Genomic DNA, 12,759 nt, shown 5'->3' with positions numbered 1-12,759 from the left:
GTTTGCAAAGATAAACTATTTTCCCGGTAACTGGCACTATAAAAAAGAAAAGAGGCATGGGAAGTAATCAACTATCCTTCAATCACTTATTTGAGCGTCTAAAAAATTGCCTGATCAGAAAAAACGACAAAGAATTTAAGGATGTTCCTCAACGAATCTATTACTCCTATAACTCTACTTTTCAGCCTTTTATTTTTCAACATCAGTTTATTTCAGCTTTGTTTTTGTCTCAATTAGAGATAATAATTGTATTTACAGATAAAATTAACATAAAAAGCCTCTTAAAAGTTGCAGAAAAAAAAGTTGTTCCCCTATATTTGCCCTGTTTTTTAAATCTATTTTCTTCCGGGAAAAACACATTAAAAAATTCATCTTTTTATAACCCATTGAAGGAGCGTATTATCATCTCTTTCTTTTAAATAAATGTTTATGATTAATAAAGAAGTAAAGTCGCAAAACAGGAATTATACGGTTCCTTTGATCACCATTACCTTGTTATTTTTTATGTGGGGGTTTATTACCTGTATGAATGATATCCTGATTCCTTATCTGAAACAGCTTTTCAGCCTCACTTTCTTTGAGTCTATGCTCGTTCAGTTTTGCTTCTTCGGCGCCTATTTCATCGGCTCATTAATCTATTTCTTTATTTCTATCTCCAAAGGAGACCCCATTAATAAAGTAGGCTATAAAAAAGGAATCATCTTCGGTATTTTCCTGGCAGCTTTCGGATGTATTTTATTTTATCCTGCGGCTACTTTTTCTTATTATCCTTTATTTCTTGGAGCTTTGTTTATTTTAGGATTAGGATTTACCGTATTACAGATCACAGCCAATGCATATGTTTCTCTATTGGGAAGCGAAGAATCTGCCTCAAGCCGTCTGAACATGACCCAGGCATTCAACGCATTCGGAACCACCATAGCCCCGGTGCTGGGCGGACATCTTATTTTCGAATTCTTCTCGGCTCCGGACGGATCATTCAGTGCCGTAGCCACCAGGATTCCTTATCTTATTTTTGCAGCTATCCTGTTACTGGTTGCCTTACTGATTTCAAGAGTAAAACTACCTTCTTTCCAGACGGCAGAAGAAGAAATCGTAAAAGGTTGGGGAGCATTGGAATTCAGCCATCTTAAATTTGGCGTTTTTGCAATGTTCTGCTATGTAGGAGGAGAAGTTGCTGTGGGCAGCTTTATCATCAGTTTCCTGGAACAGCCCCAGGTAATGGGCTTTAATGAAATCATCAGTAAGAATTACCTTTCCCTGTATTGGGGAGGTGCTATGATTGGCCGTTTTCTTGGTGCTATTTCATTGAACCAGTCTATCAGTCAGGGAAGAAAAGCCATTTATATGGCAGGTGCCGCAAGCTTGGTTTTCCTGGTGATCTTCAGTATCGTTAATCTTACATTTTCGCAGATCAGCTTTTTCCTTGTATTTATCGTACTTAATTTCGTTGCATTCTTTGTAGGTAAAGCTGCTCCTGCAAGGACGCTATCTATTTTTGCCGCTGTAAATGTCGCATTGCTCATCTCAGCAATGGTCAATCATGGTGAACTGGCGATGTACAGTATTTTAGGTATAGGAATTTTCAATTCAATCATGTTCTCCAATATTTACACGCTTGCTATTTCCGGGCTGGGAAAATACACAAGCCAGGGATCATCTTTAGTAGTTATGGCAATTCTGGGAGGTGCCATTGTTCCTATTTTCCAGGGATACCTTGCTGATCAGTTCGGAGTACAACATTCCTTTATTATTCCTGTATTCTGTTATCTGGTTATCCTTATTTTCGGAGCTTACTGCACCCGGTATCTGGGACATGTGAAAAGCACGGAAGCAAAGTCAGGGCATTAATTAAAATACAGAATAAAATAATACGGCTTCATTTAAAATGATCCATTTCACAGTAAAGGAATATTTTAAATGAAGCTTTTTTTGTGAGCATATATACAGATCCCTATCTTCTTTCCCTTCTGGAAAAAGTATATCCGATCCTCCATTCAAGATAGTCTGCAATGTGCAGGTCATACGCATTGATCCCAAAAGAAGCAAAGAGGCGATCTGTGATCTGGTACTGTAATCCTATTTTTTGAAAAAAAGCAGGGCTGTCGTATTTACGTTCTTTCTTAAACAGATAATAACCCGCTCCTACATTCACATTCAATTTACCGATGATCAACCTGTAAGAAGGAATTACACTAAACAATAACTGATCATGTGAAAAACGTTTTTGCTGGTAAAGTGTACTATCAGCCACATACATGGTGTGGTTGTACTGTTCGTCATGAGTAATGCCCACTCCAAGTCCATACGCCGACTTAGAAGAATATTGATGCATATAAAAAGCTTCTACCCCATAAACGGAATAATTAAAACCTTCATAAAGTTTTTTCAATTCCTCACGTTGCCCGCCCCTGTAAAAAATATTTTTCCTCCCTCCGAAAGCCGAAACTTCAAGGGTGTTATATTTCTTTGTGTTAAATGAAATTGAATCATTGGTTCGTGGAACTGCTCTTTCGGGATAATAGACAAGGCTGATCTGTGGAGCAAAAGTATTCAATCCTTTGTTCGGAAACTTTAATGACCCGTTCGAAAGATGATTGAATTTCAGATTCAGTCCGATGTCAAAATGACGACCGAGTTCATAATAAATTCCCGTACCCAAACTAATGAACATATTCGTTCTGGATCCTAAAGACGTGTTGTAATATCCATGATCTTCATCGAATGGATTTGAATTAAAAGCAATTCCAAAATCTACATGGTGATACCACTTCAGTTTTCCCCATTGTCCGAGTTTCGCGTTGTAGACACCATATATTCCAAATGGTGATCCCATCTCTTTATTATCAAGAAAATCGAAAGCAAAGAATCCAATACCATATTGGGGATAATTATACTGTTTTTCCCAATGTTTATTACCTGCGGTTTGTTTGAGAATCTGAACAGAATAACCGGTATAATTAGTATTCTTGTATCCTTTTAACGGTTCGTTAGTCCGTAGAATATTACCATATTCGAATCCGCCAGACAGAACGAATGAAGATGGTCTTGGTATTTCATTTTCCTGCGAATAGCAGCAAGCAGAAATAAGGCCGGATACAATCAGGTAGAAATGCCTTAAAAACATCAGTTTACTTTAAGATTGGCAAATCTAAGTATTCATTTGGTATAAATTAATAATATTATTAACTAAATTTAAATTTATTGTTAAAATAAAAAAGCAACCTCGTAAGAAGTTGCTTTTTATTTTTTGAAAATCTTGTAGACTATTTTCTTAAACCTAGTTCAGCAATAATTGCTCTGTATCTTTCGATATCTTTATTTTTAAGGTAATCTAGTAAACTTTTTCTTTTACCTACTAATTTCACCAAAGATCTTTCCGTTGCAAAATCGTGACGGTTCGCCTTTAAGTGTTGAGATAAGTGATTGATTCTGTAAGTGAAAAGAGCTACTTGCCCTTCAGCACTTCCTGTGTCCTGTGCAGATTTCCCGTGTTTTGAGAAAATTTCCTGCTTTTTTTCTGTTGTTAAGTACATTCCAATATTGTTTAATGATTATTATGTAACGGGTGCAAAAGTACGACTAATTTTTAATCCGGCAAAACATTATTGATTTCATATATCAAAATTGATAGAAAAAAATGTTAAAAATTTCTTAATAAAATGTATGCCATCCCATTAAAAGAGAGTAATTTTGCAAACGAAGACAAATGAGAAAAACTTTACTTTTTACTACGGTTTCCATTTTTTTATTGATCAGTATTTCAGTGAAAGCACAAAAGGGTGCTTCTTCTGAGGACAGGATAAAAAAGGTTTTATACTTCAATCCCGAGGTAGAGCCTGATATTGATGAAATAAAAGAACCTACCAATCATGCATTTTTCAGTGCTGTTTCAGATAATTTAAGCGGCTATAAAAAGAATAAAATGCTGCGTACCGAAATCCAGATTCCCTTTGACAGCGTGGATGCACAGACGATTGCTGATTACTGCATCAACAATGATGCTGATTTTGCCGTTGTTCCGAAAGTTAAATACTTTAAAGTGGGAATTGGAAAGTATGTGTTCTCCAACCAGGTTGTTGTGAGTATGAAACTTTTTGATGCAACCGGCAACCTTATTACGGAATCCGACTATGATACCTATAGGAAAAATATGCGTCTTCTGGGTTCTGCAGAGAATTCTATAAAAATCGGAACAAACGGAGCTATAAAAGCGATTCTTAGGAAACTAAGAAAAATAAAACCTTCCTCAGAAGCAGGATTCTAACAATTCTATTTTTTTTCATAATTCATTACATATCACAATTTTAATAAATTTTGATAAAAATTTTTAAAATTATTTGTGAATAATTCAAATATTTTTGTTAATTTAGTCATAAACTAAAAATTAACACACCATGAAATACTTCAATAAATCTACATAAAGAGGGCAAATATGTTTTAATACATTGCCTTATTCATCTATCGAGCATTTCATCTTGTTAATCTTATAAAATTTTAATTATAGAAAATAAATCTCTTCATTTTTTAAATTCATTATTACACCTGCGATATTCGCAGGTGTTTTTTTTATCCTTAACAAACTCTGCCTCAATAGATAAAAAAAATATTCAACAGACAAATAACTCTACAATAATGTGAATAATAAATGATTTTTTATTAAATTAGTCATTCATTAAAACCTACATACTATGAAAAATTTAAAAAAATTAGACCGACAGGAACAAAAGGCAATTAAAGGTGGAGGCCTTATAAGATGCAACGATCATTCGCAATGCTTTGGAGGATGGTGTTGCAATGGCACATGTGTTATCGATGCATGCTTAGAATTTTAATATCATTAATCATCGAATGTATAATTTAAACACTATTTACTATGAAAAATCTTAAAAAACTCAACAGACAGGAACAAAAAGCAATTAACGGAGGAGCTCTTAAAAGATGTACAGACCATTCCCAATGTTTTGGAGCATGGTGCTGCAATAACATATGCGTACCAACTGCATGCATTGAGGCTTAACTGAAACAAACTAAAATTAAAACTGCTATGAAAAATCTTAAAAAACTAAACCGGAATCAACAAAAGGAAATAAAAGGTGCTGGTCCGATAACCAAATGTAAGAACTCGTCACAGTGTGGCTTCGGGGAGTGCTGCTCCGGCGGAATGTGTATTGCTTCCGATATACCGAACTGTGAACCTATAGAATAAAATACAGAGTATGAAATTTAAAATTTCACCGGACATCCGCAATAAGCGGATGTTTTTTTATTGATAAAATGTCATAGCCATTCAATACAGGTGTAAAACTTTAATAAATCCTTAATTTTGTCACATCATTGGTCAATTTTAAAAAATTGAATTATTTTTGCATATCCTAAAATCTCACGCTTTGAATTATACTGACGAACTTATCTTAAATCCTGCCGATATTGCCGAAACTCTTAGCAACCTTCCTGCTGATGAAAGGCTCCTGGCGTTTTTAAAGGTTCCTAAAGAATACAAAGCAGAGGTTTTCTCCCATCTTGATCCTGATTTCCAGGAGGAAACGATCAGAAGTATCGGTAGTGATGAAGTTTCAGAGATCCTGAATGCGATGACTCCGGATGACAGGACTGCCCTGTTTGAAGATTTTCCTGATGAGCTTATTAAGTATTCAATCAATCATCTTAACCCACAGGAAAGGAGGATTGCATTAAAGCTTTTAGGATACCATTCCGACTCCATTGCCCGTCTGATGACTCCGTATTACATCCAGATCCGTAAGGAATGGACTGTGAAGAAATGTTTACAGCAGATCAAGAAAGTAGGAAAAAGGGTGGAAACAATGAACCATCTGTATGTAGTAGATGAAAGAAACCGCCTCATTGACGATTTAGCGCTTGGTAGTCTATTACTGGCAGAAGAAGATACTCTTGTTTCGGAATTAACGGATAACCACTTTGTTGCCATTACCACAATGACCTCAAAAGAGGATGCAGTTACCTATTTCGAAAAATATGACCGCACCGCACTTCCCATTATCACGGAATCAGGAGTCCTTGTAGGGATTGTAACCATCGATGACATCCTTGACCAGATCGAACAGCAGAACACCGAAGATATCCAGAAATTCGGGGGTCTTGAAGCCCTTGATTTACCATACACCCAGACTTCCCTCATCGAAATGGTCAAAAAAAGAGGAATGTGGCTGATCATATTATTCTTTTCCGAAATGCTTACTGCCTCGGCAATGGGATATTTCGAGGATGAAATTCAAAAAGCCGTTGTACTGGCATTATTTGTCCCATTAATTATCTCCAGTGGTGGAAACTCCGGCTCACAGGCTGCAACGCTTATCATCCGGGCGATGGCACTTCAGGAAATCGGATTAAAAGACTGGTGGTATGTAATGAGGAAAGAAATCTTTACCGGGTTGTTCCTCGGAGGAATACTTGGCCTTATCGGATTTTTAAGGATCATGATCTGGCATGAAGCCGGGTTCTTCAGCTATGGTGCTCACTGGGTATATGTAGGTTTAAGCGTAGCCGTTTCCCTGGTATTGATTGTGCTTTGGGGAACACTTTCCGGTTCGATGGTTCCTTTTATTCTAAAGAAATTAAAACTCGACCCTGCAACGTCATCTGCTCCTTTTGTAGCTACCCTAGTGGATGTTACAGGATTAATTATTTACTTTTCCGTAGCCGGACTTTTCTTAACCGGTAAACTTTTGTAATTTTAGGCAAAGTCTAAAAATGAAAGTTATTTCTCTGGTACCCTCTATTACGGAGGCTTTATTTGATTTGGGTTTAACTGAAAATGAGATTATCGGAAGAACAAAATTCTGTATTCATCCCAAAGACAAAATCAAAAACGTTCCCGTTATCGGTGGAACAAAAAATCTGAATATCGAAAAGATTAAAGGCCTGCAACCGGACCTTATCCTTGCCAATAAAGAAGAAAATATCAAAGAACAGGTAGAGACTTTGATGGAAGATTTCAAAGTGGTTGTAACCAACGTTGAAACTATTGAAGACAATTATTATCTACTGAAAAATCTGGGCAATATCTTTCAAAAAGAAGAAAGGGCTAAAGCCTATAATCTAAAGATCTACGAGGTTTTAAATCAGACTAAAATCAGCTCTAAGATCAAGGCTGCCTATCTCATCTGGAAAAACCCTTATATGACAGTGGGTGCGGATACTTTTATTCACAGGATCTTGACGGAAATAGGTATTGAAAACAGTTTTAAAGATAAAACACGTTATCCGGAGGTAACCATTCAGGACCTGGCGGATACAGACCTGATCATGCTTTCATCAGAACCTTTCCCTTTTAAAGAAAAACATATTGCAGAATTAAAGGAATATTACCCTGATAAAAAAATAATCATCGTAGATGGAGAAGCATTCTCCTGGTATGGGACCCATATTGCAAAATGTGGAAATTACTTTAAGGAACTGGTGGCTGAAATTGATTTATAAAATGCCATAGAGTACAGTTATCCTACACCATGATTTCAGACATAAAATAAAAAACTCCGGCTTGAATTCCGGAGTTATATTTTTATAGATGTGATCGATTAAAGGATCTTTGAAACTTCATTACAAAGCCATTCCAATAATTCGCGGTCTTCACTAGTAAACGGATCTATTGTGTGGGAATCGATATCGATCTGCCCTACATTTTCACCATTTTTAAAGATAGGAACCACAATTTCTGCCTTTGTATCTATCGAACAGCTTAAATAATTAGATTCCTGATGAACGTCAGGAACCACAAACGTTTCATTGGAAACAGCAACCTGTCCGCAAATTCCTTTCCCATAAGGGATGATGGTGTGATCTGTCTCTGCTCCTACATAAGGACCCAATATCAATTCTTCTTTATCTCCATTTTTAAAATAGAAACCTGTCCAGTTGAAATAGGAGATTTCCTGATCCAGCAGATGGCAAACTTTCTGAAGTTTTTCTTCTGTATTATGTTTTGGACTTTCAAGAATAGAAGAAAGTCTTTTCTTTAATTCTGACATTATATTATTGTTTTAAGAAAATTGTTTGAAGGAAAGTTCTTCTTTATAACCGAACATTCCACGCTCTTTGATCATTTCTGCAACTCCTTCCGGAACCTGAGTTTCCCAGCCTTTGATATTGCAGGCAATTTTTCTCAATATTTCTCTGGAGTATATTTCCAGGAATTCCGGATTATAGTTTTCAATATCTACGATACGGTTATTGAGTTTGAAATATTTATAGAGCTCTTTTAAGTTTTCCTCTACTTTTAGCGTTGATGAATCTAACAACTCATGAGTTTCAGGATCCTTATAAGGATATAGGTAAACCCTCATTCCGTTACGGAAAAATTTACCAAAAGCTTCCAGGATTCCTCCTGAGAGATTCTTATAGTATTTCTCGTCAAAAACCATCAACAGGTTATTTACCCCCATCGCAACTCCTATATTTCCGCTTGTATATGAGGCAAAATAATCGATCAATCGGTAATATTCGGAGAAGTTCGATACAATTACGGTATATCCTAATTTACCGAGGATATCCACCCTGTCCATAAAGTCTCTTTCATCGATATCACCATCAGCACGAAGGTTGGAAATGGTAATTTCAATCAGGATTTCCGTTTGTTCTTCCGTACAGGCTGCATCCTTCATAAATAGATCAATACCGTTTTGCAGCATATCGATATTCACTTTGGTCACCGGCCTGAAACTTCCTCTTACCGCAAAGATATTCTTCTTGTATAAAATATCTGCAGGAAGCATATTATTACCCTGGCTATTAAAAATAACGGCATCCGTCATATTGTTTTTCACCAGTTGTAAAGACATCAGCCTGTTATCCACATAATCGAACGCCGGCCCGCTGAAATCTATCATATCAATTTCCAGATTGTCGGTCGCTATGTCGTCATATAATGACTCAATTAAGGTTCGTGGATTATCATAATATGTAAAAGCTCCAAAGATCAGATTTACCCCTAAATTTCCAAGAGTCTCCTGCTGTAATGTAGCATCATTCTCTTTAAACTTAACGTGGATAACGATTTCGTTATAGCCTTCGTTTTCTTTTACCTGAAAACGGATTCCTACCCAACCGTGGCCTTTAAGCGTTTTATCAAAATTGATGGTTGTTACCGTATTGGCATAGGAAAAGAATTTTCTGTTCGGGCTGTTTTCCCTGGAAATTCTTTCTTCGATCAAGGCAACTTCATAGCGAAGCATTTTACGAAGTCTGTTTTGAGTTACATACCTGTTTTTAGCTTCTTTTCCATAGATCGCATCACTAAAATCTTTGTCATAAGCAGACATCGCCTTAGCGATTGTACCCGAAGCGCCTCCTGCTCTAAAAAAATGCCGAACAGTCTCCTGCCCTGCTCCAATTTCCGCGAAAGTACCATAAATAGTAGGATCTAGATTAATTGTTAATGCTTTTTGTTTAGGAGTTAGTTTCTGATACATTAGGACATTAAATTTTTTGTAAATTTACCAAAATTAATACCAACCTCAAAACAAAATGAAGTTGAAATTTTTAGGAACAGGTACTTCCCAGGGTGTACCCGTTATTGGCTGCACATGTGAGGTCTGCACTTCGGATAATCCCAAAGACAGCCGCTTACGATCTTCCGTAATGATCACTACAGAAGAAAACCGAAAAATACTCATCGACTGCGGCCCGGATTTCAGGCAGCAGATGTTGGTGAACCACGAAACGACGGTAGATATCGCTTTAATTACGCACGAACATAATGACCACATCATCGGCCTTGATGATATGCGGCCCCTTATCTTCAAAAGCGGCCAGAATATGCCCATATACTGCAATGAAAGAGTAGGAAACGAAATTAAAAACCGTTTTCCTTATGCCTTTGCGGATGTAAGATATCCGGGAGCTCCGGCCTTTGATCTGCACGAAATAAAAAACCAGCCTTTTACCATTCTTGATACGTTGATTACTCCTATTGAAGTCATGCATCATCAGATCGCTATTTTTGGATATAAATTCAAGAAGCTTGCCTATATCACAGATGCAAGCTTTATTTCCGATGTAGAAAAGGAAAAGCTGAAAGATCTTGATGTTTTAATCTTAAATGCGATCAGAAAATTTGATCCCCATCCTGCCCATTTTATAGTTCCGGACACGATAAAGCTGTTTGAAGAGCTTCAACCCAAACAATTATTCCTTACCCATATCAGTCATCATTTAGGATTGCATGATGTTGAAGATAAATTACTTCCATCCGGAATGCACCTTGCCTACGATGGTCTTGAAATAAATTTTTAAAGAAAAATTGATAAAAAGTTTTCAGATTATAAGAAAAGTTTCTATATTTGCACACCAATTTAAAGCAAGCCCAGGTGGCGGAATTGGTAGACGCGCTGGTCTCAAACACCAGTTCTTAGGAGTACCGGTTCGATCCCGGTCCTGGGTACAAAAAACCTCTGAAAGTATTTTCGGAGGTTTTTATTTTTAGTATAATTTACTAACAAAATCAAAAATTTTTAATATTCAAATTCTTTAACCCGTTTTATGCACACCAATTGCAAGCCCGGGTGGCGGAATTGGTAGACATGCTGGTCTCAAACACCAGTTCATAAGATTCCTGGTTAACAGTCAAAGAAACATTTAGCTCCTACTTACCATATCTTGAATGGTTCGAAGACGTAATGGCTTCAAAATATATTAGCTCACCTATTTGTTATTTTTTATAATTTAGGCTTCTTGACATATAAAAACAATACCATTATTAAAACGTCGAAATGATACAGGTTGAATTTGCAAACAAGGCTAAAGAGATTCTGCAAACTGATGAGACCATCATCGGTTTGGCTGTCGGAGGCTCATGGATATCAGATCAGATGGATGAATTTTCTGATCTGGATTTGATTATTGTAACCGAACAAAAAGTTACAGGAGACAAAAATGTGATGATTAATTATGCAAAACGTTTGGGTAATTTCCTTTCAGCATTTACAGGTGAACATGTTGGGGAACCAAGGCTTTTAATTTGTTTATATGACAACCCTCTCTTGCATGTAGATCTAAAATTTGTCACTTTGGAGGAATTTCATGAAAGAGTTGAAACCCCCACCATTCTTCTTGACAAAAATGGCAGACTTCAGAAAGTTATCGACCATTCCGTCTCCAGTTTTCCGTATCCGGACTATCAGTGGCTTGAAGACCGGTTTTGGATATGGATACATTACGCTTTACTGAAGGTGGGTCGAGGTGAGTATTTTGAAGCCTTTGACTTCTTAGGTTTTTTGAGGATGAGTGTCTTTGGACCACTCCTCCATATCAAAAACAAGAATTTACCCAGAGGAGTAAGAAAAGTAGAAACAGATCTGGAGGTTAAGGATCTTGAAGATTTAAAACTTACCCTGCCACAATACAATCGGCACTCATTATTGGAATGTCTCCGTCATTCAGTTTTATTATACCGGAAATTAAGGAACGTCCTCTTCGGCAACAACATAATCTTACAAGATGAAACTGAAAAAAAAGTAATGCTTTATTTTGAAGAGCTGAAAGAAGAATAATTTTTGAGATTATCTTTACGTAAAACTACGATTCAATAACGGTTTTCATCCGGTCCTCTTTTTCGCATTAGACAAATAATAGTGCCACAGCATCATAGAAGCGACAGACCTGAAGGGTTTCCACTGTTCACTGATTTCAAGTATTTCTTCTCTGGCAACTTTGGACGGAAGTTGTTTCAAACGTTTTAAAGCATTGACCGCAGCCAGGTCCCCAATCGGGAATATATCTGCCCGCTGAAGGGTAAACATCAGATAAATATCAACTGTCCAGTTACCTATTCCTTTTAGGCTTACTAATGTTTTACGTGCTTCGTCATCCGACATTTCCGATAGCTTTTCAAGATCTATTTCACCTTTTATGATGGCTTCTGCAAGACCTCTGATATATACAATCTTCTGGCGGCTTACATAGCATTTCCTCAACTCTTCATCCGTAAGTTTGAGAATATGCTCAGGAGTAATCTCCTGCATTTTTTCTTTTAGTTTATTGAGGGCAGCTAAAGCAGATGCCAATGAAACCTGTTGTTCCAGAATAATATGGACTAGTGTTTCAAAAGTGTTTTCACGGGTCCACATCGGCGGGTAACCGTGGTTTTCTAAAACTTCTCTTAAATCCTGATCATGAGCTGCTAAATGCTCACATAGCTGATGGAAATTTTCAAGGTTAAAAACTCTGGTCTCCGATGTTGATTCCATACAATCTGTTTTTTTTATATTAAATTTAAAATAAAGACGGCATTCTGAAGCTTTTCTCGAGATCAAGTAAAATTGATTTGTTTTCCAACCCTCCGGCAAAGCCCACCAATTTCCCTGACGCTCCTACTACCCTATGACAAGGGACAATAATGGAGATGGGGTTCTTATTTAGAGCACCGCCTACTGCACGTACTGCTTTTGTATCTCCCAGAATCTTAGCCATTTCCCCGTAGGTTTTTGTCATACCATAAGGGATTTTCAGTAAAGCTTTCCAGACTTTAATCTGAAATTCCGTTCCTTCCAGATCCAATGGAACATCAAAGACTTTTCTGCTGTTTTCAAAATATTCTTTTAACTCTTTTTCCGTCTGTAAAAGTATAGGGTGCTGATTCTTCCTTTCCGGAATAGAAAGTTGGGTTCTTTTATAACCTTCGCCTTCCCAGATTATAGCCACAAGCCCCACATCTGAAGCGATTACCCTGATTAATCCGACAGGAGAAGAAACATCTTTGTATACTAGCCTTTTATCATCCAT

Annotated in this window: 15 protein-coding genes and 1 tRNA gene; 10 read left to right on the top strand and 6 right to left on the bottom strand. The window is 36.9% G+C overall.

The annotated features are described in order from the left end of the window. The first annotated feature begins 429 nt into the window (after positions 1 to 429). Positions 430 to 1,851 carry a sugar MFS transporter gene (locus AC0INN_RS00830; RefSeq protein ID WP_172276907.1) on the top strand — a complete coding sequence of 474 codons (1,422 nt, stop codon included), beginning with the start codon at positions 430 to 432 and terminating at the stop codon, positions 1,849 to 1,851. Between the two features lie 103 nt (positions 1,852 to 1,954). Here the strand turns inward: AC0INN_RS00830 and AC0INN_RS00825 are convergent, their stop codons facing one another. Together AC0INN_RS00825 and rpsO are read right to left on the bottom strand one after the other, a co-directional pair. After that, positions 1,955 to 3,127: an acyloxyacyl hydrolase gene (locus AC0INN_RS00825; protein ID WP_273647271.1), complete on the bottom strand. Its 1,173-nt coding sequence runs from the start codon at positions 3,125 to 3,127 to the stop codon at positions 1,955 to 1,957. Between the two features lie 139 nt (positions 3,128 to 3,266). Next, a complete protein-coding gene (rpsO, locus tag AC0INN_RS00820) occupies positions 3,267 to 3,536 on the bottom strand; it encodes a 30S ribosomal protein S15 (RefSeq protein ID WP_172276901.1) in 270 nt (89 codons plus the stop codon). Between the two features lie 173 nt (positions 3,537 to 3,709). On the opposite strand from rpsO, the gene AC0INN_RS00815 reads away from it, so the two are divergent. The 6 genes from AC0INN_RS00815 (at position 3,710) to AC0INN_RS00790 (ending at position 7,461) form a co-directional block, all read left to right on the top strand. After that, positions 3,710 to 4,267: a pyruvate decarboxylase gene (locus tag AC0INN_RS00815; RefSeq protein ID WP_273647270.1), complete on the top strand. Its 558-nt coding sequence runs from the start codon at positions 3,710 to 3,712 to the stop codon at positions 4,265 to 4,267. A gap of 424 nt (positions 4,268 to 4,691) precedes the next feature. Then, positions 4,692 to 4,835, top strand: coding sequence for a bacteriocin-like protein (locus AC0INN_RS00810; protein ID WP_407933710.1), 144 nt, complete (start codon positions 4,692 to 4,694; stop codon positions 4,833 to 4,835). A gap of 41 nt (positions 4,836 to 4,876) precedes the next feature. Continuing rightward, the gene (locus AC0INN_RS00805) at positions 4,877 to 5,020 is read left to right on the top strand and encodes a bacteriocin-like protein (RefSeq protein WP_172276895.1); all 144 of its coding nucleotides are present in this window, start codon (positions 4,877 to 4,879) and stop codon (positions 5,018 to 5,020) included. A 27-nt stretch (positions 5,021 to 5,047) separates the two neighbouring features. Then, complete coding sequence (locus tag AC0INN_RS00800; protein WP_407933709.1) at positions 5,048 to 5,209, top strand: bacteriocin-like protein; 162 nt, start codon at positions 5,048 to 5,050, stop codon at positions 5,207 to 5,209. Between the two features lie 181 nt (positions 5,210 to 5,390). Continuing rightward, the gene (gene mgtE, locus AC0INN_RS00795) at positions 5,391 to 6,713 is read left to right on the top strand and encodes a magnesium transporter (RefSeq protein WP_172276892.1); all 1,323 of its coding nucleotides are present in this window, start codon (positions 5,391 to 5,393) and stop codon (positions 6,711 to 6,713) included. Positions 6,714 to 6,732: 19 nt separating this feature from the next. After that, positions 6,733 to 7,461: an ABC transporter substrate-binding protein gene (locus AC0INN_RS00790; RefSeq protein ID WP_306611238.1), complete on the top strand. Its 729-nt coding sequence runs from the start codon at positions 6,733 to 6,735 to the stop codon at positions 7,459 to 7,461. Between the two features lie 98 nt (positions 7,462 to 7,559). On the opposite strand, the gene AC0INN_RS00785 is transcribed toward AC0INN_RS00790, so the two are convergent. Together AC0INN_RS00785 and AC0INN_RS00780 are read right to left on the bottom strand one after the other, a co-directional pair. Beyond that, positions 7,560 to 8,009, bottom strand: coding sequence for a GAF domain-containing protein (locus AC0INN_RS00785; protein WP_172276886.1), 450 nt, complete (start codon positions 8,007 to 8,009; stop codon positions 7,560 to 7,562). A gap of 12 nt (positions 8,010 to 8,021) precedes the next feature. Further along, positions 8,022 to 9,449 carry a TonB-dependent receptor gene (locus AC0INN_RS00780; protein WP_172276883.1) on the bottom strand — a complete coding sequence of 476 codons (1,428 nt, stop codon included), beginning with the start codon at positions 9,447 to 9,449 and terminating at the stop codon, positions 8,022 to 8,024. A 55-nt stretch (positions 9,450 to 9,504) separates the two neighbouring features. On the opposite strand from AC0INN_RS00780, the gene AC0INN_RS00775 reads away from it, so the two are divergent. The 3 genes from AC0INN_RS00775 to AC0INN_RS00765 all read left to right on the top strand — a co-directional run bounded on the left by AC0INN_RS00775 (position 9,505) and on the right by AC0INN_RS00765 (position 11,528). Further along, complete coding sequence (locus AC0INN_RS00775; RefSeq protein ID WP_172276880.1) at positions 9,505 to 10,272, top strand: MBL fold metallo-hydrolase; 768 nt, start codon at positions 9,505 to 9,507, stop codon at positions 10,270 to 10,272. A gap of 68 nt (positions 10,273 to 10,340) precedes the next feature. After that, positions 10,341 to 10,420: transfer RNA gene (locus AC0INN_RS00770), tRNA-Leu, on the top strand. Between the two features lie 328 nt (positions 10,421 to 10,748). Next, the gene (locus AC0INN_RS00765) at positions 10,749 to 11,528 is read left to right on the top strand and encodes a nucleotidyltransferase domain-containing protein (protein ID WP_306611234.1); all 780 of its coding nucleotides are present in this window, start codon (positions 10,749 to 10,751) and stop codon (positions 11,526 to 11,528) included. Positions 11,529 to 11,573: 45 nt separating this feature from the next. Here the strand turns inward: AC0INN_RS00765 and AC0INN_RS00760 are convergent, their stop codons facing one another. Continuing rightward, positions 11,574 to 12,224: a DNA-3-methyladenine glycosylase family protein gene (locus AC0INN_RS00760; RefSeq protein ID WP_306611233.1), complete on the bottom strand. Its 651-nt coding sequence runs from the start codon at positions 12,222 to 12,224 to the stop codon at positions 11,574 to 11,576. A 25-nt stretch (positions 12,225 to 12,249) separates the two neighbouring features. Next, positions 12,250 to 12,759 carry a methylated-DNA--[protein]-cysteine S-methyltransferase gene (locus tag AC0INN_RS00755; protein WP_306611231.1) on the bottom strand — a complete coding sequence of 170 codons (510 nt, stop codon included), beginning with the start codon at positions 12,757 to 12,759 and terminating at the stop codon, positions 12,250 to 12,252.

The sequence above is a fragment of the Chryseobacterium subflavum genome (assembly GCF_055762745.1).
The sequence above is the reverse complement of the archived record's forward strand: the minus strand, read 5'-3'. Positions and strand labels throughout refer to the sequence as shown.

What these genes read in the sequence shown, in the direction of transcription:
- AC0INN_RS00805 (WP_172276895.1), top strand. Translation starts at nt 4,877, where the DNA reads ATGAAAAATCTTAAAAAACTCAACAGACAGGAACAAAAAGCAATTAAC.
- AC0INN_RS00800 (WP_407933709.1), top strand. Translation starts at nt 5,048, where the DNA reads ATGAAAAATCTTAAAAAACTAAACCGGAATCAACAAAAGGAAATAAAA.
- AC0INN_RS00765 (WP_306611234.1), top strand. Translation starts at nt 10,749, where the DNA reads ATGATACAGGTTGAATTTGCAAACAAGGCTAAAGAGATTCTGCAAACT.
- AC0INN_RS00825 (WP_273647271.1), bottom strand. Translation starts at nt 3,127, where the DNA reads ATGTTTTTAAGGCATTTCTACCTGATTGTATCCGGCCTTATTTCTGCT.
- AC0INN_RS00830 (WP_172276907.1), top strand. Translation starts at nt 430, where the DNA reads ATGATTAATAAAGAAGTAAAGTCGCAAAACAGGAATTATACGGTTCCT.
- AC0INN_RS00785 (WP_172276886.1), bottom strand. Translation starts at nt 8,009, where the DNA reads ATGTCAGAATTAAAGAAAAGACTTTCTTCTATTCTTGAAAGTCCAAAA.
- AC0INN_RS00810 (WP_407933710.1), top strand. Translation starts at nt 4,692, where the DNA reads ATGAAAAATTTAAAAAAATTAGACCGACAGGAACAAAAGGCAATTAAA.
- AC0INN_RS00780 (WP_172276883.1), bottom strand. Translation starts at nt 9,449, where the DNA reads ATGTATCAGAAACTAACTCCTAAACAAAAAGCATTAACAATTAATCTA.
- AC0INN_RS00775 (WP_172276880.1), top strand. Translation starts at nt 9,505, where the DNA reads ATGAAGTTGAAATTTTTAGGAACAGGTACTTCCCAGGGTGTACCCGTT.
- AC0INN_RS00755 (WP_306611231.1), bottom strand. Translation starts at nt 12,759, where the DNA reads ATGGATGATAAAAGGCTAGTATACAAAGATGTTTCTTCTCCTGTCGGA.
- AC0INN_RS00760 (WP_306611233.1), bottom strand. Translation starts at nt 12,224, where the DNA reads ATGGAATCAACATCGGAGACCAGAGTTTTTAACCTTGAAAATTTCCAT.
- rpsO (WP_172276901.1), bottom strand. Translation starts at nt 3,536, where the DNA reads ATGTACTTAACAACAGAAAAAAAGCAGGAAATTTTCTCAAAACACGGG.
- AC0INN_RS00790 (WP_306611238.1), top strand. Translation starts at nt 6,733, where the DNA reads ATGAAAGTTATTTCTCTGGTACCCTCTATTACGGAGGCTTTATTTGAT.
- AC0INN_RS00815 (WP_273647270.1), top strand. Translation starts at nt 3,710, where the DNA reads ATGAGAAAAACTTTACTTTTTACTACGGTTTCCATTTTTTTATTGATC.